This window comes from Bacillus vallismortis (assembly GCF_040784915.1).
GTDB classification, from domain to species: Bacteria; Bacillota; Bacilli; order Bacillales; family Bacillaceae; genus Bacillus; species Bacillus subtilis_G.
Window position 1 is genome coordinate 2,532,229 of the sequence record NZ_CP160797.1, and the last position, 23,563, is coordinate 2,555,791.

The 23,563-nt window shown below is 46.8% G+C and carries 21 protein-coding genes; 5 read left to right on the forward strand and 16 right to left on the reverse strand.

Annotated elements, in window-relative coordinates:
- Positions 1-41: 41 nt before the first annotated feature.
- A complete protein-coding gene (brxB, locus tag ABZM97_RS12305) occupies positions 42-479 on the reverse strand; it encodes a bacilliredoxin BrxB (protein ID WP_087990646.1) in 438 nt (145 codons plus the stop codon).
- Between the two features lie 156 nt (positions 480-635).
- Between brxB and ABZM97_RS12310 the strand changes: the two genes are divergently transcribed.
- From ABZM97_RS12310 to ABZM97_RS12320, 3 genes are all read left to right on the forward strand, one after another.
- Entirely contained in the window at positions 636-1,529 is an 894-nt protein-coding gene (locus ABZM97_RS12310; RefSeq protein ID WP_087990647.1) for a YegS/Rv2252/BmrU family lipid kinase, read from the forward strand.
- Positions 1,530-1,630: 101 nt separating this feature from the next.
- On the forward strand, positions 1,631-2,800 hold the full coding sequence (gene bmr, locus ABZM97_RS12315) for a multidrug efflux MFS transporter Bmr (protein WP_087990648.1): 1,170 nt from the start codon (positions 1,631-1,633) through the stop codon (positions 2,798-2,800).
- A 71-nt stretch (positions 2,801-2,871) separates the two neighbouring features.
- Positions 2,872-3,711, forward strand: a complete 840-nt coding sequence (locus ABZM97_RS12320) for a MerR family transcriptional regulator (protein ID WP_087990649.1) — start codon at positions 2,872-2,874, stop codon at positions 3,709-3,711.
- 57 nt (positions 3,712-3,768) lie between these two features.
- Here the strand turns inward: ABZM97_RS12320 and ABZM97_RS12325 are convergent, their stop codons facing one another.
- The 8 genes from ABZM97_RS12325 to ABZM97_RS12360 form a co-directional block, all read right to left on the reverse strand.
- On the reverse strand, positions 3,769-5,043 hold the full coding sequence (locus ABZM97_RS12325) for a dihydrolipoamide acetyltransferase family protein (RefSeq protein WP_333516562.1): 1,275 nt from the start codon (positions 5,041-5,043) through the stop codon (positions 3,769-3,771).
- A 21-nt stretch (positions 5,044-5,064) separates the two neighbouring features.
- Entirely contained in the window at positions 5,065-6,048 is a 984-nt protein-coding gene (gene bfmBAB / locus ABZM97_RS12330; RefSeq protein ID WP_289347658.1) for a 3-methyl-2-oxobutanoate dehydrogenase subunit beta, read from the reverse strand.
- A 13-nt stretch (positions 6,049-6,061) separates the two neighbouring features.
- The gene (bfmBAA, locus tag ABZM97_RS12335) at positions 6,062-7,054 is read right to left on the reverse strand and encodes a 3-methyl-2-oxobutanoate dehydrogenase subunit alpha (RefSeq protein ID WP_333516563.1); all 993 of its coding nucleotides are present in this window, start codon (positions 7,052-7,054) and stop codon (positions 6,062-6,064) included.
- Between the two features lie 21 nt (positions 7,055-7,075).
- The gene (lpdA, locus tag ABZM97_RS12340) at positions 7,076-8,500 is read right to left on the reverse strand and encodes a dihydrolipoyl dehydrogenase (RefSeq protein ID WP_367386862.1); all 1,425 of its coding nucleotides are present in this window, start codon (positions 8,498-8,500) and stop codon (positions 7,076-7,078) included.
- Positions 8,501-8,520: 20 nt separating this feature from the next.
- Positions 8,521-9,612: a butyrate kinase gene (gene buk, locus ABZM97_RS12345; RefSeq protein ID WP_367386863.1), complete on the reverse strand. Its 1,092-nt coding sequence runs from the start codon at positions 9,610-9,612 to the stop codon at positions 8,521-8,523.
- Positions 9,613-9,630: 18 nt separating this feature from the next.
- Complete coding sequence (bcd, locus tag ABZM97_RS12350) at positions 9,631-10,725, reverse strand: branched-chain amino acid dehydrogenase (protein ID WP_367386864.1); 1,095 nt, start codon at positions 10,723-10,725, stop codon at positions 9,631-9,633.
- 11 nt (positions 10,726-10,736) lie between these two features.
- Entirely contained in the window at positions 10,737-11,636 is a 900-nt protein-coding gene (yqiS, locus tag ABZM97_RS12355; RefSeq protein WP_087990655.1) for a phosphate butyryltransferase, read from the reverse strand.
- 124 nt (positions 11,637-11,760) lie between these two features.
- Positions 11,761-13,839: a sigma 54-interacting transcriptional regulator gene (locus ABZM97_RS12360; RefSeq protein ID WP_367386865.1), complete on the reverse strand. Its 2,079-nt coding sequence runs from the start codon at positions 13,837-13,839 to the stop codon at positions 11,761-11,763.
- Positions 13,840-13,990: 151 nt separating this feature from the next.
- Between ABZM97_RS12360 and ABZM97_RS12365 the strand changes: the two genes are divergently transcribed.
- A complete protein-coding gene (locus ABZM97_RS12365) occupies positions 13,991-14,227 on the forward strand; it encodes a DUF2627 domain-containing protein (RefSeq protein WP_087990657.1) in 237 nt (78 codons plus the stop codon).
- A 43-nt stretch (positions 14,228-14,270) separates the two neighbouring features.
- Here ABZM97_RS12365 and prpB read toward each other — a convergent pair whose 3' ends face one another.
- The 7 genes from prpB to ABZM97_RS12400 form a co-directional block, all read right to left on the reverse strand.
- Positions 14,271-15,176: a methylisocitrate lyase gene (gene prpB / locus ABZM97_RS12370; RefSeq protein WP_202327240.1), complete on the reverse strand. Its 906-nt coding sequence runs from the start codon at positions 15,174-15,176 to the stop codon at positions 14,271-14,273.
- Positions 15,177-15,192: 16 nt separating this feature from the next.
- Complete coding sequence (locus ABZM97_RS12375) at positions 15,193-16,611, reverse strand: bifunctional 2-methylcitrate dehydratase/aconitate hydratase (RefSeq protein ID WP_202327238.1); 1,419 nt, start codon at positions 16,609-16,611, stop codon at positions 15,193-15,195.
- 21 nt (positions 16,612-16,632) lie between these two features.
- Complete coding sequence (gene mmgD, locus ABZM97_RS12380) at positions 16,633-17,751, reverse strand: citrate synthase (protein WP_367386866.1); 1,119 nt, start codon at positions 17,749-17,751, stop codon at positions 16,633-16,635.
- 37 nt (positions 17,752-17,788) lie between these two features.
- The gene (locus tag ABZM97_RS12385) at positions 17,789-18,922 is read right to left on the reverse strand and encodes an acyl-CoA dehydrogenase (RefSeq protein WP_087990660.1); all 1,134 of its coding nucleotides are present in this window, start codon (positions 18,920-18,922) and stop codon (positions 17,789-17,791) included.
- A gap of 31 nt (positions 18,923-18,953) precedes the next feature.
- Positions 18,954-19,817: a 3-hydroxybutyryl-CoA dehydrogenase gene (locus tag ABZM97_RS12390; protein WP_087990661.1), complete on the reverse strand. Its 864-nt coding sequence runs from the start codon at positions 19,815-19,817 to the stop codon at positions 18,954-18,956.
- Positions 19,818-19,842: 25 nt separating this feature from the next.
- Entirely contained in the window at positions 19,843-21,024 is a 1,182-nt protein-coding gene (locus tag ABZM97_RS12395) for an acetyl-CoA C-acetyltransferase (RefSeq protein ID WP_087990662.1), read from the reverse strand.
- A 127-nt stretch (positions 21,025-21,151) separates the two neighbouring features.
- On the reverse strand, positions 21,152-21,883 hold the full coding sequence (locus ABZM97_RS12400) for a glycerophosphodiester phosphodiesterase (RefSeq protein WP_087990663.1): 732 nt from the start codon (positions 21,881-21,883) through the stop codon (positions 21,152-21,154).
- Between the two features lie 407 nt (positions 21,884-22,290).
- Here ABZM97_RS12400 and ABZM97_RS12405 point away from each other — a divergent pair, with 407 nt between their 5' ends.
- On the forward strand, positions 22,291-23,409 hold the full coding sequence (locus ABZM97_RS12405; protein WP_087990664.1) for an NADH-dependent flavin oxidoreductase: 1,119 nt from the start codon (positions 22,291-22,293) through the stop codon (positions 23,407-23,409).
- Positions 23,410-23,563 lie beyond the last annotated feature (154 nt).

The window sequence follows — 23,563 nt, forward strand, 5'->3', positions numbered from 1 at the left end:
ATGAAAAAACCCGAGCCACTTAGGCACCCGGGTTTTTCGTCTTATACTTCTTCACAATATTCTTCAAAGGCTTCTTGCAGCTTTGCCACAACTGCCATCGGCTCATGGCCTTCAATTTCATGGCGCTCGACCATTTTCATGATTTTTCCGTCTTTCAAAATCGCAAAGGATGGGGAAGATGGCGGATATCCTTCAAAATAGTCACGCGCTCGCGCTGTCGCTTCTTTATCCTGTCCGGCAAAGACGGTGACGAGGTGATCAGGTCTTTTATCATAGTGAACGGAATGGTATGCGGCCGGTCTTGCAATTCCTCCGGCACATCCGCAAACAGAGTTTACCATGACTAACGTCGTTCCTTTTTTCGCAAGTGTCTCATCCACCTCTTCAGCTGTTTTCAGCTCAGTGTATCCGGCAGCTGTTATTTCTTGTCTCGCTTGGCGGACAATATCATTCATAAATAAATTAAAGTCCATGTTCAATGAAGACCTCTCCTTTTTTATCATCTGTTCTTATCATAGCAAGGAAACGTCTATATCGGCAAATGACATTGCTTGGCCGTACACTTTTCTATTTGTTTACAGCTTACAGAAAAAGGGGATGATATAACCAGATGTAAAATAAAGGAGCAGTTTTGTATGAGCCATCGGAAAGCATTACTGATTTATAACGGAAATGCCGGCAACAAACATATAGAAAAAGCATTAGGAGCTGTGGTGCCGGTCTTATCACAACATTTAGATGAGGTGATCATTAGACAAACAAAGAATAAGGATGATGCGTTTCATTTTTGCCAATCCATTGATGGTTCTGTCGACACCGTCTTTATTCTCGGCGGCGACGGCACAGTCCATCAATGCATTAACGGCATCAGCGCTTTAGAAAGAAAACCCGCTGTCGGAATTTTGCCCGGCGGCACGTGCAATGACTTTTCAAGAGTGCTGGGCATCCCTCAAAATCTCGCAAAAGCGGCGGAAGCACTTCTGTCAGGAACAAAAACGAGCGTAGATGTATGTCAAATGAACGAGCATTATTTTTTAAATTTCTGGGGAATCGGCCTGATTACAGAAACGTCGAATCAAATCAACGAAACGGCCAAAGCATTATTTGGAAAAATCAGCTATTTTACAAGTGCATTAAAAACCGTCTCAGCTGCTGAATCGTTCCCGATGACGTTAAGAATTGATGGAAAAGAAATGAAAGAAGACGCCGTTATGCTGCTTGTGATGAACGGACAATACATTGGAACGAACCGAATTCCCCTGCCGAATGCCAGTATAGAAGACGGCTTACTCGATATCCTCATTTGCCGCAGCACCAATCTCTCCGCATTGCGGGAGCTGATGAGCATGGAACAGGGCACAATTGACCGGTTTACCGGAGAGCTGTCCTATATCCAAGCCGCCCGGATCGAAATTGAAACAGACACCGCCCAAAAGGCGGATACAGATGGAGAAATCTATACTCATACACCCGCTGTGATTCAAGTCCTGCCGCAGCACATTGAAATGCTTGTCCCGTGCAGTGAATAAGGATCGGAACACTGTTAGAAAGATGATGTAAATCCGTTGACTCTCCCCTAAGAGGAGGCCTTACAGTATAGGAGATACACTTTCGAAAAAGGGGAAGTCACATGAAGAAACAAAATATGACCTTAACGATATTATTAACTAATTTATTTATTGCTTTTTTGGGGATCGGGCTAGTGATTCCGGTAACGCCTACTATTATGAATGAATTGCATTTATCGGGAACCGCGGTCGGCTATATGGTTGCGTGCTTCGCTGTTACACAGCTTATTGTATCACCAATAGGCGGACGATGGGTTGACCGCTTCGGACGTAAAATCATGATCGTGATCGGTCTGTTTTTCTTTAGTGTTTCGGAGTTTTTATTCGGCATCGGAAAAACAGTTGAGATGTTATTTATCTCCCGGATGCTTGGCGGGATCAGCGCCGCCTTCATTATGCCCGGGGTCACGGCTTTTATCGCAGATATCACAACCATTAAAACACGGCCCAAAGCGCTTGGTTATATGTCAGCCGCTATTTCAACAGGCTTTATCATCGGCCCAGGTATCGGGGGATTTTTAGCGGAAATTCATTCCCGTCTGCCTTTTTTCTTTGCGGCAGCCTTTGCATTGTTAGCAGCCATTTTATCAATGCTCACGCTGCGCGAGCCGGAACGAAACCATGAGAATCGGGACATAAAAGGGCAGAAGACGGGCTTCAAACGGATTTTTGCCCCCATGTATTTCATTGCTTTTCTCATCATTTTGATTTCGTCTTTTGGCTTAGCGTCATTTGAATCGTTATTTGCGTTATTCGTTGATCATAAATTTGGATTTACGGCCAGCGACATTGCCATTATGATTACAGGAGGTGCGATTGTAGGCGCCATTACGCAAGTCGTCTTATTCGACCGTTTTACAAGGTGGTTTGGCGAAATCCATTTGATTCGGTATAGCTTAATCATCTCAACGAGTCTGGTTTTCTTGCTGACAATCGTGAATTCTTATTTTTCGATTCTGCTGGTTACTGTCACCGTATTTGTCGGATTTGACCTCATGAGACCGGCGGTAACGACTTATCTGTCAAAGATTGCGGGAAATGAACAGGGATTTGCCGGTGGTATGAACTCAATGTTTACAAGTATCGGCAATGTATTCGGACCTATTATCGGCGGAATGCTGTTCGATATTGATGTAAACTATCCATTCTACTTTGCAACGGTAACTTTAGCCATAGGCATTGCGCTGACCATTGCTTGGAAAGCGCCTGCACATATTAAAGCCAGCACGTGATAAAAAGCGTATTCTTTGTATACTGCAAAGAGTGCGCTTTTTCATTATACTGATATAGAAGGAGTGATGGCATGAAGGAATCGTATTACTCAATTGGAGAAGTATCAAAACTGGCAAACGTGTCGATTAAAGCGCTCCGTTATTACGATAAAATTGATTTATTTAAACCCGTCTATGTCGACCCGGATACAAGCTACCGCTATTATACGGATTCCCAGCTTTATCATCTGGATCTCATCAAATCATTGAAATATATCGGCACACCTTTAGAGGAGATGAAAAAGGCACAAGACTTAGAGATGGAAGAACTGTTTGCTTTTTATACAGAGCAGGAGAAGCAAATCAGGGAGAAATTGGAGTTTTTATCAGCATTGGAAGAAACCATTTCACTGGTGAAAAAGCGGATGAAACGGCAGATAGAATACCCTGCGCTCGGGGAGGTGTTTGTTTTAGATGAAGAAGAAACACGCATCATTCAGACAGAGGCAGAGGGAATCGGACCTGAAAACGTGCTCAACGCCTCCTACAGCAAATTAAAAACATTTATCGAATCAGCAGATGGATTTGCGAACAATAGCTACGGTGCCACTTTCTCGTTTCTCCCGTACACCAGCATTGATGAAATGACTTACCGCCATATCTTTACGCCTGTATTGACGAATAAACAAATTTCCGCCGTTACCCCGGATATGGAAATCACAACGATCCCTAAAGGCACATACGTTTGCATCGCGTACCATTTTTCGCCTGAGCATTATTTTCTCAACTTACAGAAGCTTATCAAGTATATCATAGACCGCCAATTAACAGTTGCCAGTGATGTTTACGAGTTAATCATACCGATTCATTACTCGCCTAAAAAACAAGAGGAATACCGGGTTGAAATGAAAATCAGAATTGCTGAGTCATGATGCATAAAAAAAGAGCATTTTTTGAAGTTATGTATCAAAAAATGCTCTTTCTGCTTATTAGTAAACAGATGTTTTCTCGTCAATCGATTCTAAAATTTGTTTTACTCGTCCGAGGAATCGTCCGCACACAAGGCCGTCAAGCACTCTGTGATCCAAGGACAGGCACAGATTGACCATGTCTCTGACAGCAATCATGCCATGATCCATGACAACCGGGCGCTTGACGATGGATTCCACTTGAAGAATCGCAGCTTGAGGGTAATTGATGATACCCATCGACTGAACAGATCCGAACGAACCTGTATTGTTGACGGTAAACGTCCCTCCCTGCATGTCATCTGCTGAGAGTTTTCCCTCTCTCACTTTTTTAGCAAGGCCGTTAATTTCTCTCGCAATGCCTTTAATTGTTTTTTCATCAGCGTTTTTAATCACCGGAACAAATAAAGAATCCTCTGTGGCAACAGCGATTGAAATATTGATATCTTTTTTTTGAATGATTTTGTCTCCCGCCCACATGCTATTCATTTGCGGGAATTCTTTTAACGCCTGAGCGACCGCTTTTACAAAAAAGGCGAAGAACGTTATATTAAAGCCTTCTGTCTGCTTGAATGAATGTTTTATACTGTTGCGATATGCCACCATATTTGTGACGTCGACTTCCATCATCGTCCAAGCATGCGGAATTTCTGTTTTGCTGCGTTTCATATTGGAAGCAATTGCTTTTCTTACAGCTGTGACAGGGATTTCTTTATCTCCCGATGCAGACGCAGGATATGAAATCTCGTCCTTCGGCTCTGTTTTTGGTGCAGACTCTGCTGCAGGAGCTGCTGTTGTCGGCTCCTCAGGCCGCTTTTGCACACCGCCTGTTTCAATGATGCGCTGAATATCTTTTCGCGTAATGCGTCCGCCTGCACCTGATCCTGTCACTTGATCAAGATCAATGCCGTGCTCTCCGGCCAAACGGAGTACAGCTGGCGAGTAGCGCTTTTTATTGGGCTGGTTGTCTGCTTCGGATCGGCTTTCTGCAACAGGTGTTTCAGCGGGTTCTGGTGCCTCTGGCTGCTCTTGTTTTTGTTCAGACGGATTCACGCCTTCTATTTCGATTTTACAAATGATTTCCCCGACTTGCAGAGTCTGGCCTTCTTCTCCCACAAGCTCTGTTATCGTACCGGTAAAAGAAGATGGAACCTCTGCATTGACCTTATCTGTCATGACTTCCGCTATCGGATCGTATTTGTTTACTTTATCACCGGGGGCAATTAGCCATTTGCTGATCGTCCCTTCCGTCACGCTTTCTCCAAGCTGCGGCATCGTCATTTGTTCAATTGCCATGATTGTGTCCTCCTTACGTCTTTAAAACTCCGCTAACTCTCTCATCGCCGCTTCCACTTTATCAGGGTTGAGCATAAAGTATTTTTCCATTGTCGGCGCATAAGGCATAGCCGGAATATCAGGACCCGCAAGCCGTTTAATCGGCGCGTCTAAGTCGAAAAGACAATGTTCAGATATAATTGCGGCCACCTCACTCATGATGCTGCCTTCTTTTGTATCTTCTGTAACCAAAAGCACCTTACCGGTTTTGGATGCGGCTTCGATGATTGCTTCTTTATCAAGCGGATAAACCGTTCTTAAATCTACTACATGCACTGAAATTCCATCTTTTTCGAGACGCTCTGCAGCCTGTAACGCGAAGTGGACACACAGGCCATATGTGATCACTGTGATGTCGTCGCCTTCCCGTTTGACATCAGCCTTGCCGATTGGCAGGACATAATCGTCTGCCGGAACCTCACCTTTTACCAGACGGTACGCGCGTTTGTGCTCAAAAAACAGCACCGGATCTTCATCACGAACCGCGGCTTTTAAAAGTCCTTTCGCGTCATATGGCGTTGATGGCATGACAATTTTCAGTCCGGGCTGATTGGCAAAAATCGCTTCGACTGATTGAGAATGATAAAGGGCCCCGTGCACGCCTCCGCCGTATGGCGCTCTGACGACAATCGGACAGCTCCAGTCATTGTTGCTGCGGTAGCGGATTTTAGCCGCTTCAGAAATAATTTGGTTGACCGCCGGCATAATAAAATCAGCAAACTGCATTTCAGCAATTGGTCTCATCCCGTACATAGCCGCTCCGATGCCGACTCCGGCAATCGCAGATTCAGCAAGCGGCGTATCCATCACACGCTCTTCTCCAAATTGTTCGTAGAGGCCGGCTGTCGCTTTAAATACACCGCCTTTTCTCCCTACATCTTCCCCAAGGACGAAAACGCGAGGGTCTCGTTCCATTTCTTCTTTCATCGCCAAATTGATTGCATCAATATATGACATTACTGACATTTGTTCTTCCTCCCTACTTCGCATACACATAATCAAGCGCTGACTCAGGAGCTGCATAAGGGGCGTTCTCCGCTTCATCCGTCGCTTCGTTTATGATGGCCATTATTTCATCCAGCATGGTTTGTTCTGTCTCATCGGACAGCAGGCCTGTTTCCTTTAAGTAAGCTTGATAAGTAAGCAGGGGATCGCTTTTTTTCGCTTCCTCTACTTCTTCACGGCCTCTGTAACTGCTGTCATCGTCATCACTGGAATGCGGTGTAAGGCGGTAAGAAATTGTTTCAATTAATGTCGGGCCTTCTCCTCTGCGCGCCCGTTCGCGTGCTTCTTTGACCGCTTGATAAACCTCCAGCGGATCATTTCCATTCACGGTTACGCCAGGCATTCCATAGCCTACGGCACGGTCGGAAATGTTCTCACATGCGACTTGCTTATCGTAAGGCACAGAGATTGCGTATTTGTTATTTTCACACATGAAAATAACCGGCAACTTATGGACAGCGGCAAAGTTTGCCCCTTCATGGAAATCGCCTTGATTTGAAGAGCCTTCACCAAATGTAACAAAGGCCGCAACATCCTTTTTCTCCATACGCCCCGCAAGCGCAATGCCGACCGCGTGCGGCACTTGCGTTGTAACTGGAGACGATCCTGTCACGATCCGGTTTTCCTTTTGACCGAAATGTCCCGGCATCTGGCGGCCTCCTGAGTTTGGATCTGCTGCTTTGGCAAACCCGGACATCATTAAGTCTTTTGCTGTCATGCCAAATGCGAGCACAACACCCATGTCTCTGTAGTACGGCAGTACATAATCCATTTCACGGTCAAGAGCAAAAGCCGCCCCTACCTGCGCTGCTTCCTGTCCTTGACAAGAGATTACGAATGGAATTTTTCCAGAACGGTTTAACAGCCACATTCTTTCATCGATTTTTCTTGCTAACAGCATGGTTCTATACATATCAACGGCTTCCTGATCAGTCAGCCCTAGTGCTTGATGTCGGTTTGTACTCATTCAAGCCCCTCCTTTATGCTTTTAAAAATGAATGGCTTTGCCGTCTGCGGCAAGCGCTGCTTCTCCAATCGCTTCAGAAAGCGTCGGGTGCGGGTGAATTGTTTGCCCGACCTCCCACGGCGTTGCGTCCAGCACTTTGGCAAGACCCGCTTCTGAAATCATGTCGGTGACGTGCGGGCCGATCATATGCACGCCGAGAATATCATCCGTGTCACGATCCGCTACGATTTTTACAAATCCATCGCTTTCTCCGTATACAAGCGCTTTTCCAATTGCCATAAATGGGAACTTCCCGATCTTGACATTATGCCCGTTCGCCTTCGCTTCTTCTTCGGTTAAACCTACACTGGCAGCTTCAGGGCTTGAGTAGATGCACTTCGGTACAAGCGTTGGATCAAGCGGATGCGGATTGAGTCCAGCAATATGCTCAACAGCAATGATTCCTTCATGCGATGCGACGTGAGCTAATTGAAGACCTCCGATTACGTCCCCGATTGCATAAATATGAGATTCCTTCGTTTGGCAGCTTTCATTGACAGAAATGAAGCCATTTTCAGTGACAATATCAGTATTTTCAATGCCGATGCCTTCGATATTTGCCTGTCTGCCAATGGAAACAAGCATTTTTTCAGCAGAGTAAGTGACGGTTTCTCCGTCTTTTTCCGCTTGTATGCTGATGTCACCCGCCGTTTTTGTCATTGTGTCAGGCAGCACTTTTGCCCCTGTGACGAACTGAATGCCTTTTTTCTTAAGAAGACTTTCCATTTCTTTTGAAATGTCTTGATCTTCAGTCGGCAATATGCGATCCGCATATTCAATAACCGCTACCTCCACACCAAAATCATGAAGCATAGACGCCCATTCGATACCGATCACGCCGCCGCCGACGATGATGATCGATTTTGGCAGCTCCTCCATTTGGAGCGCCTCATCCGATGTCAATACAGATTTTCCGTCCGCTTCCAAACCCGGAAGCATTCTCGGTCTTGATCCTGTTGCAATGATGACTTGCTTCGGGATCAGCATGTCATTTTCTTCGCCATTTCCCCGTTCAACAGAAATCGTTCCCGGCAGCGGAGAGAAGATTGATGGTCCGAGGATACGGCCATATCCGTTGAATACGTCGATTTTTCCTTTTTTCATCAAATGATTCACACCGGCCGCAAGCTTATCAACAACAGCTTGCTTACGCTGCTGCACTTTTTCAAAATTGAGGGAAACGCCAGCCGTTTCCACTCCGAATTGATCTGCTTCACGAGCTGTCCGGTATACCTCCGCGCTTCTAAGCAGCGCTTTACTCGGGATACAGCCTTTATGCAGACATGTTCCCCCGAGTTTTTCCTTTTCCACAACGGCTGTCTTTAAGCCAAGCTGAGCGGCTCTGATCGCCGCAACATAACCGCCGGTACCGCCGCCCAAAATGACTACGTCATACTCAGTTGCCATGGTGACTCACTCCTGTCTGTCTATTCAATACGATATTGTTTGGATTGCTCTTCGCCCAGCAATACCCTGAGCGCCCCTTGGGCCAGAGACTGCAGTTCATTTTCTCCCGGATAGACTAAAACGTCTGAAATCCAATCTATGTATGAGCTGATACTGGAAACAAAGCTTTTGCCGTACGCCAAGCCGCCCGTTAGCACAATCGCTTCCACTTCGCCTTTTAATGCCGCGCTGGCTGCCCCGATTTCCTTCGCTACCTGATACGCCATGGCATCAAAAATGAAGCGGGCTTTTTCATCGCCCCCCTGGATCATCTGTTCCACTTTTACTGCGTCATTCGTACCGAGATAGCCCAAAAGCCCGCCGGTGCCCACCAGTTTTTTCATGATTTCTTCTTTTGTATACTGTCCTGATAAACATAAATCGACAAGATCCCCCGCAGGCACTGTCCCTGCACGTTCAGGACTGAATGGCCCCTCTCCGTGAAGGCCGTTATTGACATCGACCACCCTCCCGCGGTCATGGACGCCTATTGTAATCCCGCCGCCCATATGGGTAACAATCATTTTCATGTTCTCATATCGTTTGCCGAGAGAGGCTGCCGCCTTACGGGCGACAGCTTTTTGATTTAACGCATGAAAAATGCTTTTCCGTTCAATCTCAGGCATGCCTGAGATTTTTGCGAGCACTGACATTTCATCTACGACAACAGGATCGACGATATATGAAGTGATATTCAGCCCGTCAGCGATTTCCCGCGCGATAATGCCGCCTAGATTCGAAGCATGCTGGCCGGCGTAGCCGCTTTTCAAATCCTTAATCATGTCATCATTCACTTCATACGTTCCGCCTTCAATCGGCCGGAGAAGACCGCCTCTGGCGCAGACTGCATCAAACTTTGAAATATTGATTCCCTGTTCATGAAGCGTTTCAAGAATATGTTTTTTGCGAAATTCATACTGATCAATAATATGGTCAAATCGCTGCAGCTCTTCTATGTTGTGTCTCAATGTTTTTTCGAAAATGCCTCGTTCGTTATGAAAAACACCGATTTTCGTTGAAGTTGAGCCTGGATTAATAGTGAGAATGCGTTTTTCATCATGTAACACTTTCATAACCTCCAGATCAATTTCTTAACGTCTGCTTAATACACTGTGGCCGTTTTGCAAAAACTGGCTTCTTGAGCGGCGCATGCGTTCAATCCGTTCCTCTGCCAAGCGGTCAGCCGCTAAATACGTTGGAATACCATCACGCTGAGAAATTTCAAGTACACGCTCAATATTGCCGTAAATGCCTTCAACTTTCTTCAATGCGCGTTCAGCATTATAGCCGTAAAGCTCATCTGCCACGTTGATGACGCCGCCCGCGTTAATGACATAATCCGGCGTGTAGACGATGCCCATTTCGTGAATTTCATCGCCATGGCGTGTTTCTTTTAATTGGTTGTTGGCCGCACCCGCGATGACTTTCGCCTTCAGCTGTTTAATGGTGTCGTCGTTGATTGTCGCACCGAGTGCACACGGCGCATAAATATCGCAGTCTTGTGAATAAATCTCATCCGGATCAACCGCACGGGCGCCAAAATCTGCAACTGCGCGCTGTACCGATTGTTTATTGATATCCGTCACGATTAAGTTTGCCCCTTCTTCATGAAGGTGGCGGCATAGGTTATAGGCTACGTTCCCTACACCCTGTACAGCGATGGTTTTTCCTTCGAGAGAGTCAGTACCGAAAGCAGCTTTAGCAGCAGCTTTCATCCCTCTGTACACGCCGTAAGCCGTAACTGGGGATGGATTTCCTGAAGATCCGAAAGCAGGAGAAATCCCTGTGACATAGTCTGTTTCATCATGAATGATGTCCATATCCTCAACCGTTGTGCCCACATCTTCAGCTGTAATGTACCTGCCGTTCAAACCTTGAATATAGCGGCCAAACGCGCGGAACATTTCCTCATTTTTATCTTTGCGAGGATCACCGATAATCACTGTTTTTCCGCCGCCAAGGTTTAAGCCTGCCGCCGCGTTTTTATAGGTCATGCCTCTTGCCAGCCTGAGAGCGTCTTCAATCGCCGCTTCTTCATTTTCATACGTCCACATTCTCGTTCCGCCAAGTGCCGGACCGAGCGTTGTATCATGAATCGCGATAATCGCTTTTAAGCCGGATTGTTCATCTTGGCAAAATACCAATTGTTCGTAATCGTATTTCTCCATATATTTAAAAAGTTCCATGTTCGTTCCTCCTAATGTGTGTATTCTTCTGATGCGCATATCGCGAGCGCAATGGAATACAGTTTATTTTCAGCGGAGTCCGCTCTGCTCGTTAAGGCAATCGGCGCTTTTGCCCCCGTAATGACAGCCGCCACGCTGGCCTTCGCAAAATAAATCAGTGATTTATATAAAATATTGCCGGCCTCAATTGTTGGGACGAGAAGGATATCAGCGCTGCCCGCTACGTCTCCTGAAATCTTTTTCTGGGCCGCGGCAATTTGCGAGACTGCGTTATCCAAAGCAAACGGCCCATCAACAATACAGCCTTTGATCTGGCCTCTTTTGCACATTTGAGCAAGAGCAGCTGCATTTACTGTCGCTTCCATTTTCGGGTTTACCGTTTCGACAGCTGCCAGAGCAGCTGCTTTTGGCATATTGTTCCCTACTGCACGGGCCACATGAACGGCATTTTGCAAAATCTGCCGAAGCTCTTCAAGTGAAGGAGCAATATTCATTGCCGAATCTGTCACAAACATCAGCCTGTCAAAGTCCGGTATATCAAACACAGCGACGTGAGAAAGGACGTTGGATGACCGAAGCCCCTCCTGTCTGTTCAATACCGCTTTAAGCAAAACAGAAGTCGGCACATCCCCTTTCATTAACACATCCGCTGTTTTATGATGCACAGCACGAACCGCTAATTTTGCCGATTCCTCAGGCGTATCCGCATGAACGATTTCCACTTGATCCCCTTGAATAGATGATGTCAGATCGTTCAGTTTTTTGCTGTCGCCCACTAACAAAAAACGGGCAGATAGGTGCTCGGCTGCCAGCTTTACAGCCCGGATCACTTCCTCATCCTCAGCATGAGCAACCGCAATAGTCTTGTTTTTGTACATCGACGCTTTACCGATCAAATCTTTCAGCTTCATCTGTTACCACCCTTCTTGTTTCGACTCCGCCTTTTATTATGCAAGTTTCATGCCAGCTCTTCGCCATGCTGTCATAACGGATGCTTTGAAAAATTCGTGCAGATGTTTGCGTTTATTCTGCAAATTATTGCATGCCTTCATTTGCAAGGCCATATTTATCCATTTTGTAATATAAATTCCGTATGCTGACTCCGAGGGCTTTCGCTGTTTTTGTCCGGTTATAATGATGCTTCTCGAGCGTTTGCTGGATCAAATGCGCTTCAAATTTTTCTACTGCAACAGACAGCTTCTCGCCTTCAATATTCGGAGAATCAAAGCCTGCACCCTGTTCTGAGTCGCTTTCTTTTTGTTCAACTTCGAATACAGGCAAGTGATCTTTTTCAATCCATTCCATATGCGGATTCAGAAAAATCATGGCTCGTCCTAGGACATTTTCCAATTCGCGGACATTCCCCGGCCAATGATAAGCGGATAAAACACGCAAAGCTTGCTGCGAGAGACCCTTTACATTCCTGCCGTAATCCCGGTTAATCTTTTGGATAAGCCTGACGCTTAGTGCCTCAATGTCTTCCAGCCGCTGTCGCAATGGCGGGATGGAGATGGGGTAGCGGTTGATCCGGTAATACAAGTCTTCACGGAACGCACCATCCGCCATCGCCTTTTCGATATTTACATTTGTCGCCGCGATCACTCTGACGTTGACAGGAATCGCCTTCGTACCGCCCACTCTGACGATTTCCTTTTCTTGAAGGACGCGGAGCAATTTCGCCTGCATATTTTGTGTCAGTTCGCCGATTTCATCTAAGAAAATACTGCCGTTATTGGCTTCTTCAAATAAACCCTTTTTACCGCCACGCTTCGCTCCTGAAAACGCACCATCCTCATAACCGAACAATTCTGATTCGAGCAGGTTTTCAGAAAGGGCAGCACAATTCACCCGAATAAATTTATTGTACTTCCGGTCGCTTTCGTTATGGATGGCATGGGCGAACAGTTCTTTTCCTGTTCCTGATTCCCCGCGCAGCAAAATGGTTGCCGGCGTTTTCGCCCCGAGCTTGGCCTGTTCAAGCGCAACCAGCATTTGCTCACTTTTGCCGATAATGTCATCAAACGTGTATTTCGCCTCAAGTGTGCGAATGATTTGTCTGGCCCGGTTAAGCTCGGCTGTCAGCATTTTAATTTCGGTCACGTCGTGAATCACACCGACGCTGCCTTTCAAAATCCCGTCTACAATCACCGGCGCTACATTGACGATGACCTCTTTTTCATTCGGGCCGACCTTCATTCTGACACCGCGGACAGGGCGTCTCGTTTCAAGCACCTTTAAATGCATGCTTTCGCCTTCAGAAATATCAGTGTTGGCAGGCTTGCCGATGACTTCTTTTTCGGAGAGCCCTGTCATTTTCGTATACGCTTTATTAATCAGGAGTCCGATGCCGTTTTCATCAACGACAGAAATCGCCTCATCGGAGGATTGAATAATCGCCTCCAGCATCGTACGGACCTGCTTTAAGTTTGTCACTTCCTCTGCCAGCTCAACAGCATCGGTGATATCTTTAAACACACAAAGCGCCCCGAGCAAACGTCCGCCTTCATCAATAATCGGCAGCCTCGTCGTCACAATTTGCAAATGATCGCCCAAAAGCTGCTTCTGGTTGTATTCAGGCACTCTTGTTTTTAAAATCCGCGGCAACTTCGTGCTCGGAATGACTTCTTTTATCGGGCGTCCAATGACTTCCTCACGTTTTTTCCCGACCATTTTTTCGGCCATATGGTTAAAGAGAATGATTTCTTCATTGATATCAATAAAAATCATCCCGTCATGGGTAGAATTAAAAATTCGGTCGTGTTTGTATGTTTGCTCTTTCAGCATTTGAATCAGGTGCTGCTTTTCTTCCATCAGCTGAAAAACGATGTACGCCATTTTTCCCGGCATAATAATGGTCTCTTCATGCTTTTCTTGAAGGAGTTCGTCAAACACGGCTTGATCGCCGGTGGTATGAATGACGATATCCGGTTTTAGTTGTATGTAAGGTTTCCAATCAGATGAAACGGCAATCCCATACTGTTCTGCTTCTTTCAATCCCGGCGCCTCGGGGTCTTTGTCAACTACGGCAATGACCTCTATGATGGCTGTTTTGATCAGAATATGTAATAACGCCGTTCCCCTTTTGCCGGCACCTACAATCAGTACCTTTTGCATCCCGCTACCCCTTTGTATGAAAAAATTTGCACACCTATTTATTCCGTTGCAATAATTTGCACAACCCTATGTTACCACGTTTTCTTCTCTTGACAAAATATTTTCCCCGCTGGACAATAAAGAAAATGAAAGATAAAGGGGTTTTCTGAGGATGAGCCGACTTCTTGCGCTTTTGATATTAGTCGTCCCCGGCGCCATATCCGCTTTAGGCATTAAACTGATGAGAGATACACTTTTCGGTCATAGTGTAAAGCCATTTGCAGCTCTTTGGCTCCAAGGTTTGTCAGGGTTCATCTTTTTTGCGTTCGGCCTTTATGTGCTGGCAGGGTTTGTTTTATACAGGGACAGAAAACGCCATCAAGTCAGCCCGCGATTCAGAAAACGATAGCTGCAAAAAAAGCCGGAGAACACTCCGGCTTTTTTTGACCGCACTATTCGTCAGGCAAAACGGTCTTGGCAATCGTTTTATCTAACGTTTCATAGTCATAATAAGAAATCGTCTCGTACAGTTCTTTTCGTGTCTGCATATGATGAAGCCCTTCTTTTTGTGAGCCGCGCTCCTTAATCAAATCAAATAGCCGTGCATAAGCTTTTGCCGCCGCTCGAAGCGATGTGACAGGATATATCACCATGTCAAACCCCATAGCTTCGAATTCATCGGCACGATAATACGGCGTTTTCCCAAATTCGGTCATATTTGCAAGGAGCGGAACGGAAATGTGTTCAGCAAACTGGCGGAATTCGTTCTCCGTCTGAAGCGCTTCCGGAAAAATTGCGTCCGCTCCAGCCTCAATGTAAGCCGCTGAGCGCTTCACCGCGGCGTCAAGCCCTTCCTGCGCTCTGGCATCAGTACGGGCAACAACGACAAGGGTGGGCGCCGCTTGTTTGATCACTTTTATTTTTTGCGCCATTTCCTTTATCGAGACAAGCTGTTTGCCATTTAAATGCCCGCATTTTTTCGGAAGCTGTTGGTCTTCTATTTGAACGGCGGCTACTCTGGCTTCAAGCATCTCACGGGCGGTTCGGGCGGCATTTAACACACCGCCGAATCCCGTATCTATATCAACAAGGAGAGGCAGATCAGCTGCACGCACAAGATCCTTGGCTCGATCAGCCATTTCTGTTGACGTGATGATCCCTAAATCAGGGAGCCCCCTGCTGGCTGTATATGCCGCACCAGACAAATAAACAGCAGAAAAACCGGCCTCTTTCGCAAGCAAGGCGGCCATCCCGTCATGAGCGCCGGGAATCTGCAAAATGTCCGGCGCTGACATCAGCTTGCGGAAACGAACGGCAAGCTCTTCTTGTGACGATTGCTTATTAACGATCCACGACATGACGTAAGTCCTCCTTTTACATGCAAAACATATCTATGAATTCATTTACACGCATCGTTTGTAATGTCTCATAGCTGGTACAGCGCTTATAAATGTGTTTTTGCTGTTTATTAGAGAAATGGGTTTTAAGATTGGCAGAAAACTTTTCCAGCAGCTTCGGCACTGCCTCGTCTCTTCGAAAACGATGGCCGAGCGGAAATTCACATTCCACCATTTCCGTGCTCGTTCCGTCTTTAAAATGAACTTGAACTGCATTTGAAATGGAACGCTTGTCGGGTTTCAGGTAATCCTCGGTATATGTTTTATTTTCAGTCACTTCCATCTTATCCCGAAGTTTATCTATTCTCGGATCACTCGCTGTTTCAGCCTCATAATGCTGCGCGGTGATATCACCAAAAAGCAATCCGATTGCTGCGATGTATTGGAGGCAGTGATCACGATCTGCCGGATTGTGAAGCGGGCCTTTTTTATCAATGATTCGGATAGCGGATTCATGCGTTCTGATGACAACACGGTCAATCTCATCAATCCGGCCCTTTACCTGCGGATGAAGAATGACGGCGCACTCTACCGCTGTCTGAGCGTGAAATTCCGCAGGATAAGACACTTTAAATAACACATTTTCCATGACATAAGCGTCGAGCGGGCGGGCGAGTTTAATCTCTTGTTTATTGAATAAAACGTCTTGGAAGCCCCACCCCGGTGCGCTCAAAGCTGTCGGATAGCCCATTTCCCCTTTTAACGCCATCAGCGCCAAATGAACTCCTCTGCTCGTTGCGTCTCCTGCCGCCCACGATTTGCGCGAACCGGTATTCGGTGAATGCCGGTATGTCCTCAAGGCTGCATTGTCAATCCATGCATTTGAAAGCGCATTTTTGATTTCTTCTCTTCCGCCGCCCAAGAGCTTTGCTGCAACAGCGGCTGTAGCGACTTTGACAAACAGCACATGATCAAGGCCAACTCGGTTTAAGCTGTTTTCTAAAGCAAGCACGCCTTGAATTTCATGTGCTTTGATCATCATTTCAAGTACGTCGCGTACCATTAAAGGTTCGTTCCCTTCAGACAGCCTTACTCTCGATACATAATCAGCAGCCGCAAGGATCCCTCCCAAATTATCGGACGGATGCCCCCACTCCGCCGCCAGCCATGTATCGTTATAATCGAGCCAGCGAATCATGCAGCCGATATTAAACGCTGCTCTCACAGGATCGAGAACATATGACGTTCCCGGAACTTTGCTCCCATTCGGCACAGTCGTTCCGGGAACAATCGGGCCGAGCAGCTTGGTGCATTCGGGATACCGGAGCGCCAAAATCCCGCAGCCCAGCGTATCCAGCAGCACGTGCCCCGCTGTTGTAAACGCCTCGGAGCTTGTAATCTCTTTCTCAAGCACATAGTCTGTGATTTCTTCAATGACATGATCCGTTTTCAGCATTCTACCAGTTCCTTTCATGATTTAAGATTCGGCCTGATACCGCGGGCCCAAATAACTGACACGTGGACGAAAGAGACGGTTATTGGAATGCTGTTCGATCACGTGGGCGCATAAACCGGATGTTCTCGCACTGAAAAAGACAGGCGTATACAAAGGTATCGGTATGCCGAGCATCCAATACACCGGGGCAGCGTAGTAATCCAAATTCGGGTAAAGCCCTTTTTCCTTCTCCATCAGCCGCTCGCCTGCTTCACACATCTCATATAAACGATGGTCGCCGGCTTTATCGCATAATTGCTGCAGCGCCTCTTTCATCATGAGTGCTCTCGGGTCCATTTTTTTCATATACACTCGGTGGCCGAATCCCATAATTTTTTCTTTTCTTTGCAGTTTTGATTGCAGAAGCTGCTCAAAATCAGACGGTGTTTTCGCCTCCAAAAGCATATACATTACGGCTTCGTTTGCTCCTCCGTGAAGATTCCCTTTCAGAGAGGCTACAGCTCCTGTCAAAGCGCCATAAAGATCTGAATGTGTAGAAGCGATGACTCTGGCAGTAAAGGTTGAATTCGGCATTTCATGTTCACTGTACAGGATGAGGGACCGGTCAAAAATGCGTTCTTCCAGTGAGGACGGCAATTTCCCAGTCATCATATATAAAAAATTCGCACTGTAGGATAGGGTTTTAAGCGGAAGAATCGGCTCTTTCTTATTGATGATCCTATAGCTGGCAGCAGTGAGGACAGGCATTTTCCCCAGAAGCTGATAGGCGCGTTCTTTGTTAGCGGAAGGAGAACGATCATCAATTTGCCGGTCATAGCCGGCAAGAGCAGACAGTCCGGTCCGCAGACTATCCATCGGATGAGTGTGCTCAGGGAGCAGTTCAAGGAGACGGAGATGATCTGCCGGCAGGTCTGATGCGCTGTTTATGTTTCTTTCCAGCTTTCCCGTTTCACTTTCTTCCGGCAGCCTGCCCTCCAGCAATAAATGGATAAGCTCCAGATAGCTTTTTGTTTTAGAAAGATCGATTAAATCATAGCCTCGTATCAAAATCTGGCTGGACTGGGTGTCAAGATAAGAAATTTGAGTTTCTGCCGCAACCACACCGTCCAAACCCGGAGAATAAAGCTTTTTCTCCTGCATATCCTCAACCTCCGTTTTGCGTTTTTGTCGATCGGATTTAACCAAGCAGATGCTTGGAAATAATCAGTCTTTGAATCTCGTTCGTTCCTTCATAGATTTGCGTCACCTTTGCATCGCGAAGCAGCCGCTCAACCGGGTAATCCTTCATATAGCCATATCCCCCGTAAATTTGGACGGCGTCTAACGCCGCCTTCACCGCAGAATCTGAAGAAAATTGTTTAGCCATAGACGCTTCTTTTTCACAGGCCAAGCCGCGGTTATGAAGGTCTGCGGCGTGGTAGACAAGATGCCTTGCCGCCTCTGCCCTTGTCGCCATGTCAGCCAGCTTAAATGATATGCCTTGATTGGCTGCGATAGGCCTTCCAAATTGCACCCGCTGCTTCGCGTAAGCAACGGCATGTTCCAGAGCCGCCTCTGCAATTCCGAGCGCCTGTGCCGCAATGCCGATGCGGCCGACATTTAAATTCGCCATGGCGATGGTAAAGCCATCTCCCTCTTTGCCAAGCAAATTTTCTTCAGGCACTTCTGCATTGTCAAAAATCAATTCCGTAGTATTGGAGCCATAGAGCCCCAGCTTTCTTTCTTTTTTTCCAACGGTAAAACCGGATGTATTTTTTTCAACGATAAAAGCGGAAATCCCGTGCCTGCCTTGATCCGGAGCTGTTAAAGCAAACGTGATATAGACATCGGCGGCTCCGCCGTTCGTAATAAACATTTTTGATCCGTTTAATAGGTATTTGCCGTTCTTTTTGATGGCTGTCGTGCGAAGGCTCCCTGCATCCGACCCTGAAAGAGGCTCCGTCAGTGCAAATGCGCCCAAATGGTCTCCTGAAGCGAGCTTCGGGATATATTTACTCTTCTGTTTTTCGTTTCCAAAGTAAAAAATAGGATTTGTGCCGACCGAGGTATGAACGGAAAGAATGACACCGACAGCCGCGCTGATTTTAGAAATCTCATGAATCGCCAAAATATAAGAAATAACATCCGCCCCAGCGCCGCCGTATCGTTCCGGCACCGGTATTCCCATCAGGCCGTGTTCACCCATTTTTTTGATGAGCTGAAACGGAAATTCGTCCGTTTCCTCCATGATTTTCGCAGCGGGAGCAATTTCTTTTCGGGCAAAATCACGCACCATTTTTCGCATCATGACTTGCTCTTGGGTTTCATGCAACTCGCCACCCCCGGATGAAATGAAATGAACTTCAGAAAGTCCTCTCCACATATTGATAAAAGCCGCGTCCGCTCTTTTTGCCGAGCCAACCCGCTTTGACGTATTTACGAAGCAGCGGACAAGGACGATACTTGGAATCGCCAAGGCCGGAATGAAGAACTTCCATAATCGCTAAACACGTATCAAGCCCGATAAAATCCGCTAGTCTAAGCGGTCCCATGGGATGGTTCATACCCAGCTTCATCACCTCGTCTATTGCCTCGGGCTTCGCCACCCCCTCATACACGCAATAGATGGCTTCATTAATCATCGGAAGAAGCACGCGGTTGGAAACAAACCCCGGAAAATCATTGACTTCTACCGGTGTTTTCCCCATCTTTTCCGCTAATCCCATAACATCTAAGGCCGTTTCCTCTGATGTAGCCAAGCCGCGAATCACTTCAACCAGCTTCATCACAGGGACAGGATTCATAAAATGCATGCCAATGACTCGTTCAGGCCGGTTTGTCACAGCAGCGATTTCTGTAATAGGCAAGGAAGATGTATTGCTGGCCAAAATCGTATGAGGCGGGCATATGTGATCAAGTGTGTTAAACATTTCGGTTTTCGCCGCCATGTTTTCTGCGATAGCTTCAATCACAATGTCCGCGTGTTTTGCCTCCTCAAGCGTTTGAGAAAGCGAAATGCGGCTAATTATACCCTTCATTTCCGCTTCGGTCTTTCTCCCTTTCTCAACATCACGGGTCAGCTGTTTCTTCAACCGTTTCAATCCTGCCTCCGCAGCCTCTGGGTTCACATCGTACATCCTCACATCAAAGCCTGCGTCGGCAGCTGTTTGAGCGATCCCGCTTCCCATCTGTCCTGCACCGGCCACCATGATATGTTTCATCTCCATTTAAATCCCCTTTTTCGTCATTGTTTTAATGAACATGCACTAAGACAGCATCTCCCTGAGCCGCACCGCTGCAAATGGCGGCAACGCCCAGCCCCCCTCCCCGGCGCTTTAATTCATAAACAAGCGTCATGAGAATTCTTGCTCCGCTTGCACCGATCGGGTGGCCGAGCGCGATCGCACCGCCATTCACATTTACTTTTTCAAGATCGAAACCGACGATTTTTTCACATGTCAAAACAACAGAAGCAAACGCTTCATTTATTTCAAACAAGTCAATATCTTGAATGGTTAAACCGTTCTTTTTCAGCAGCTTGTTGATTGCAAATCCCGGGGCTGCCGCCAGCTCGTGCGCTTGCATTCCCATCGTCGAAAAACCAAGAATGGTAGCCAGAGGCGGTGTGCCAAGTTCAGCAGCTTTGTCCTCAGACATCAGCACAAACGCGCCAGCTCCGTCATTGACCCCGGGAGCATTGCCGGCTGTGACAGAACCGTCACTTGTATAAATCGGTGAAAGTTTCGCAAGTTGATCCAGACTTGTGTCACGGCGAATCGCTTCATCTTTGTCAACAATGTTTGTTTTACCTTTTCGTCCGATCCAGCTGACGGGAACCATTTCATCTTGAAACTTTCCTTTATCGGCAGCCTTAGCTGCCCGCGCATGACTTCTTAGCGCCCATTCATCCTGATCCCCGCGTGAGATTCCATATTCCTTGGCCGCTGTATTTCCGTGAACAGCCATATGCACCTCGTCAAACGCGCACATTAACCCGTCATAAACCATTAAGTCCCTAAGCTCGCCGTCTCCCATCCGTGCTCCCCAGCGCCCGGCGGGGACGGCATACGGAATATTACTCATGCTTTCCATTCCCCCGGCAACAAGAATGTCCGCATCTTGCGCCCGAATCATTTGATCACATAAGGTGACAGCGCGCAGTCCGGATGCGCAGACTTTATTCAGCGTTTCTGACGGCACATGCCAAGGCATTCCAGCCAAACGGGCAGCTTGCCGGGAGGGTATCTGCCCTGAGCCGGCTTGGACAACCATGCCCATGACAGTTCCTTCAACCTCGTCTCCAGAGACGCCAGCGCGATGCAACGCCTCCTTCATCGCAATGCCTCCAAGCTCCGCAGCTTTCACCTCTTTCAACGCTCCGCCGAACTTGCCAAATGGTGTTCTTGCGGCACTTACAATGACTGTATTCCTCATGGTTTCACCTCATTCAGAAGATAGACAGCGCTTACAATTTCTAGTTGTCTTCTATGAATGTATGCTTTGTAACGGGCTTGAATGAATGAAAAAAGAAGGCTGCGCCAACAGCCTCCTTCTAAAACAACTATTTATTTTTCAGCAATGCCAAAGCCTTTGCAGGAAAATCGGTGAAAATGCCGTCTACCCCCGCTTCAAAGAGACACTTCATATCTTCCGGCCGATTGACTGTATACGGCCTTACCTTGATCGAACTGTTCCTCATTTTTTTCAGTACTTCATCTGCGGTCCCCGGGCTGTTCAGCTTAGGGTGATAGCCGGAAGCCGGAATCGATGTGATATACCGGTCAGCCTGATAAAGCACATCTGAAGTCAACACCGCCCGTTCAATATGGGGAGCGAGCCGTCCGCATAGCGCCAAGCTTTCATGGTTAAATGTGGACAGGATCACTCTTTCCTCTATTTTGAATCGCTTCACTGACTCCAGCAACTTTTCTTCCATGCCTTCATATCGGATCACACTGTTTTTTAATTCAATGTTAATAAGGAAATCCTTTTTTTCCGCCCACGAGAGAACGTCTTCTAGCAGCGGCACTTGGACATCACTGTATGTTCGACCGTGACCAGCAGCCGCATTCGCAGTCTTTATCACATCATACGCTGTATCCTTCACGAATCCTTTGAGCGATGTCGTCCGGTCAAGCCTTTCATCATGGATCACAACAATACGTCCGTCTTTTGACAGCTGCACATCAAGCTCTATCCCCTCCGCTCCGGCTTCAATTCCTTTTTCAAAGGCTAGCATTGTATTTTCGGGAAATTGGCCAGATGCCCCCCGATGGGCAAAAATCTTTGTCATCGTTTCACCTCAAGCCCTAAAGTTTCCTGTTTTCTCCATTATACTGTTTTTAGTGCTTCCACTCTAGGATTAAGGCTGTATCACAATCTACTGTTCGTAATAAGAATCAATGCCATTGGACAATCACATCCGCGGCCTTTTGCTGATATTACGCGAAAACCAGCATGAGGGTTCCACATTTTTCAAAAACCTTTTAAAGAATATTTCTTTACAGAAGTTAAAGCCATGAAAAATTCGTTCTCCTCTGGCTGCAGCGGTCTTTACTTAAACCTTCAAGGACCCCGAATAGGAGCGAAGAAAATACCTCGCTGTAACTCAAGATATTCAGCCGGTAAAGCAGATCAATTGCATTAATTTTTATATATAGGCTAGAATATTTGCGAATCCAAACGAAGGAAGATGATCAAATGAACCCTAAGTATAAACCGCTGTTTGAACCATTTACGTTTAAAAGCGGCGTTACAATCGACAACCGGATCACAGTAGCACCAATGACTCATTACGCTTCTAATGAAGACGGTACGATATCTGAAGCAGAGCTTGACTACATCATCCCCCGCTCAAAAGAGATGGGAATGGTGATTACAGCCTGCGCAAACGTCACACCGGACGGAAAAGCATTTCCCGGGCAGCCGTCCATACATGATGACTCGAACATTTCAGGTTTAAAAAAATTAGCGCAAGCCATTCAGGCGCAAGGTGCTAAAGCCGTTGTGCAAATTCACCACGGCGGCATTGAATGCCCGTCTGAGCTCGTTCCGCAACAAGATGTCGTAGCGCCAAGTGACGTATTTGATAACGGCAAGCAAATTGCCCGCGCTTTAACAGAAGAAGAAACGGAAAATATCGTAAAGGCATTTGGAGAAGCGACAAGACGCGCCATTGAAGCCGGCTTTGACGGTGTTGAAATTCACGGCGCGAACGGATACTTGATCCAGCAGTTTTATTCTCCGAAAACCAATCAGCGCACAGACCGCTGGGGAGGAAGCGATGAAAAACGGTTAGCCTTCCCGCTTGCTATTGTCGATGAAGTGAAAAAAGCTATTGCAGAACATGCGAAGGACGCGTTCTTAGTGGGCTACCGCTTGTCTCCGGAAGAACCTGAGACACCAGGATTAACAATGGCTGAAACCTTTACGCTTGTTGATGCTTTAGGGAATAAAGAATTGGATTACCTTCATATCTCACTGATGGACGTGAACTCAAATGCACGCCGCGGTGCAGATCCGGATCGCACACGCATGGACTTATTGAATGAACGTGTCGGAAACAAAGTGCCGCTGATCGCCGTCGGTTCCATTCATTCCGCAGATGACGCGCTGGCCGTGATCGAAAGCGGCATTCCGCTAGTCGCAATGGGACGCGAAATTTTAGTTGACCCTGACTGGAGTGTGAAAGTAAAAGAAGGGCGGGAAAAACAAATCGAAACCGTAATCAAAGGCACAGATAAAGAAAAATATCATTTACCTGAACCGCTATGGCAAGCCATCGTGAACACGCCTGGCTGGGTGCCTTATAAAGACTAATGTGTTGAGACTGCCGAAACGATTCGGCAGTCTTTTTTCAACTTTAAATAAATAGTTTATGTAAACATCTAAACAGCAAGGGTAGGAGCTCGCCAGCTGCTTCTGGAAGCAAATCTAGGAGAAGCCCGTCACGCTTTCTTGCTTTTTTCTTTTT

Bases quoted from the DNA above. Each gene is read 5' to 3' on its own strand.
- ABZM97_RS12310 (WP_087990647.1), top strand. From the start codon at position 636: ATGAGCCATCGGAAAGCATTACTGATTTATAACGGAAATGCCGGCAAC.
- bmr (WP_087990648.1), top strand. From the start codon at position 1,631: ATGAAGAAACAAAATATGACCTTAACGATATTATTAACTAATTTATTT.
- ABZM97_RS12320 (WP_087990649.1), top strand. From the start codon at position 2,872: ATGAAGGAATCGTATTACTCAATTGGAGAAGTATCAAAACTGGCAAAC.
- ABZM97_RS12325 (WP_333516562.1), bottom strand. From the start codon at position 5,043: ATGGCAATTGAACAAATGACGATGCCGCAGCTTGGAGAAAGCGTGACG.
- bfmBAB (WP_289347658.1), bottom strand. From the start codon at position 6,048: ATGTCAGTAATGTCATATATTGATGCAATCAATTTGGCGATGAAAGAA.
- bfmBAA (WP_333516563.1), bottom strand. From the start codon at position 7,054: ATGAGTACAAACCGACATCAAGCACTAGGGCTGACTGATCAGGAAGCC.
- lpdA (WP_367386862.1), bottom strand. From the start codon at position 8,500: ATGGCAACTGAGTATGACGTAGTCATTTTGGGCGGCGGTACCGGCGGT.
- buk (WP_367386863.1), bottom strand. From the start codon at position 9,612: ATGAAAGTGTTACATGATGAAAAACGCATTCTCACTATTAATCCAGGC.
- bcd (WP_367386864.1), bottom strand. From the start codon at position 10,725: ATGGAACTTTTTAAATATATGGAGAAATACGATTACGAACAATTGGTA.
- yqiS (WP_087990655.1), bottom strand. From the start codon at position 11,636: ATGAAGCTGAAAGATTTGATCGGTAAAGCGTCGATGTACAAAAACAAG.
- ABZM97_RS12360 (WP_367386865.1), bottom strand. From the start codon at position 13,839: ATGCAAAAGGTACTGATTGTAGGTGCCGGCAAAAGGGGAACGGCGTTA.
- ABZM97_RS12365 (WP_087990657.1), top strand. From the start codon at position 13,991: ATGAGCCGACTTCTTGCGCTTTTGATATTAGTCGTCCCCGGCGCCATA.
- prpB (WP_202327240.1), bottom strand. From the start codon at position 15,176: ATGTCGTGGATCGTTAATAAGCAATCGTCACAAGAAGAGCTTGCCGTT.
- ABZM97_RS12375 (WP_202327238.1), bottom strand. From the start codon at position 16,611: ATGCTGAAAACGGATCATGTCATTGAAGAAATCACAGACTATGTGCTT.
- mmgD (WP_367386866.1), bottom strand. From the start codon at position 17,751: ATGCAGGAGAAAAAGCTTTATTCTCCGGGTTTGGACGGTGTGGTTGCG.
- ABZM97_RS12390 (WP_087990661.1), bottom strand. From the start codon at position 19,817: ATGGAGATGAAACATATCATGGTGGCCGGTGCAGGACAGATGGGAAGC.
- ABZM97_RS12395 (WP_087990662.1), bottom strand. From the start codon at position 21,024: ATGAGGAATACAGTCATTGTAAGTGCCGCAAGAACACCATTTGGCAAG.
- ABZM97_RS12400 (WP_087990663.1), bottom strand. From the start codon at position 21,883: ATGACAAAGATTTTTGCCCATCGGGGGGCATCTGGCCAATTTCCCGAA.
- ABZM97_RS12405 (WP_087990664.1), top strand. From the start codon at position 22,291: ATGAACCCTAAGTATAAACCGCTGTTTGAACCATTTACGTTTAAAAGC.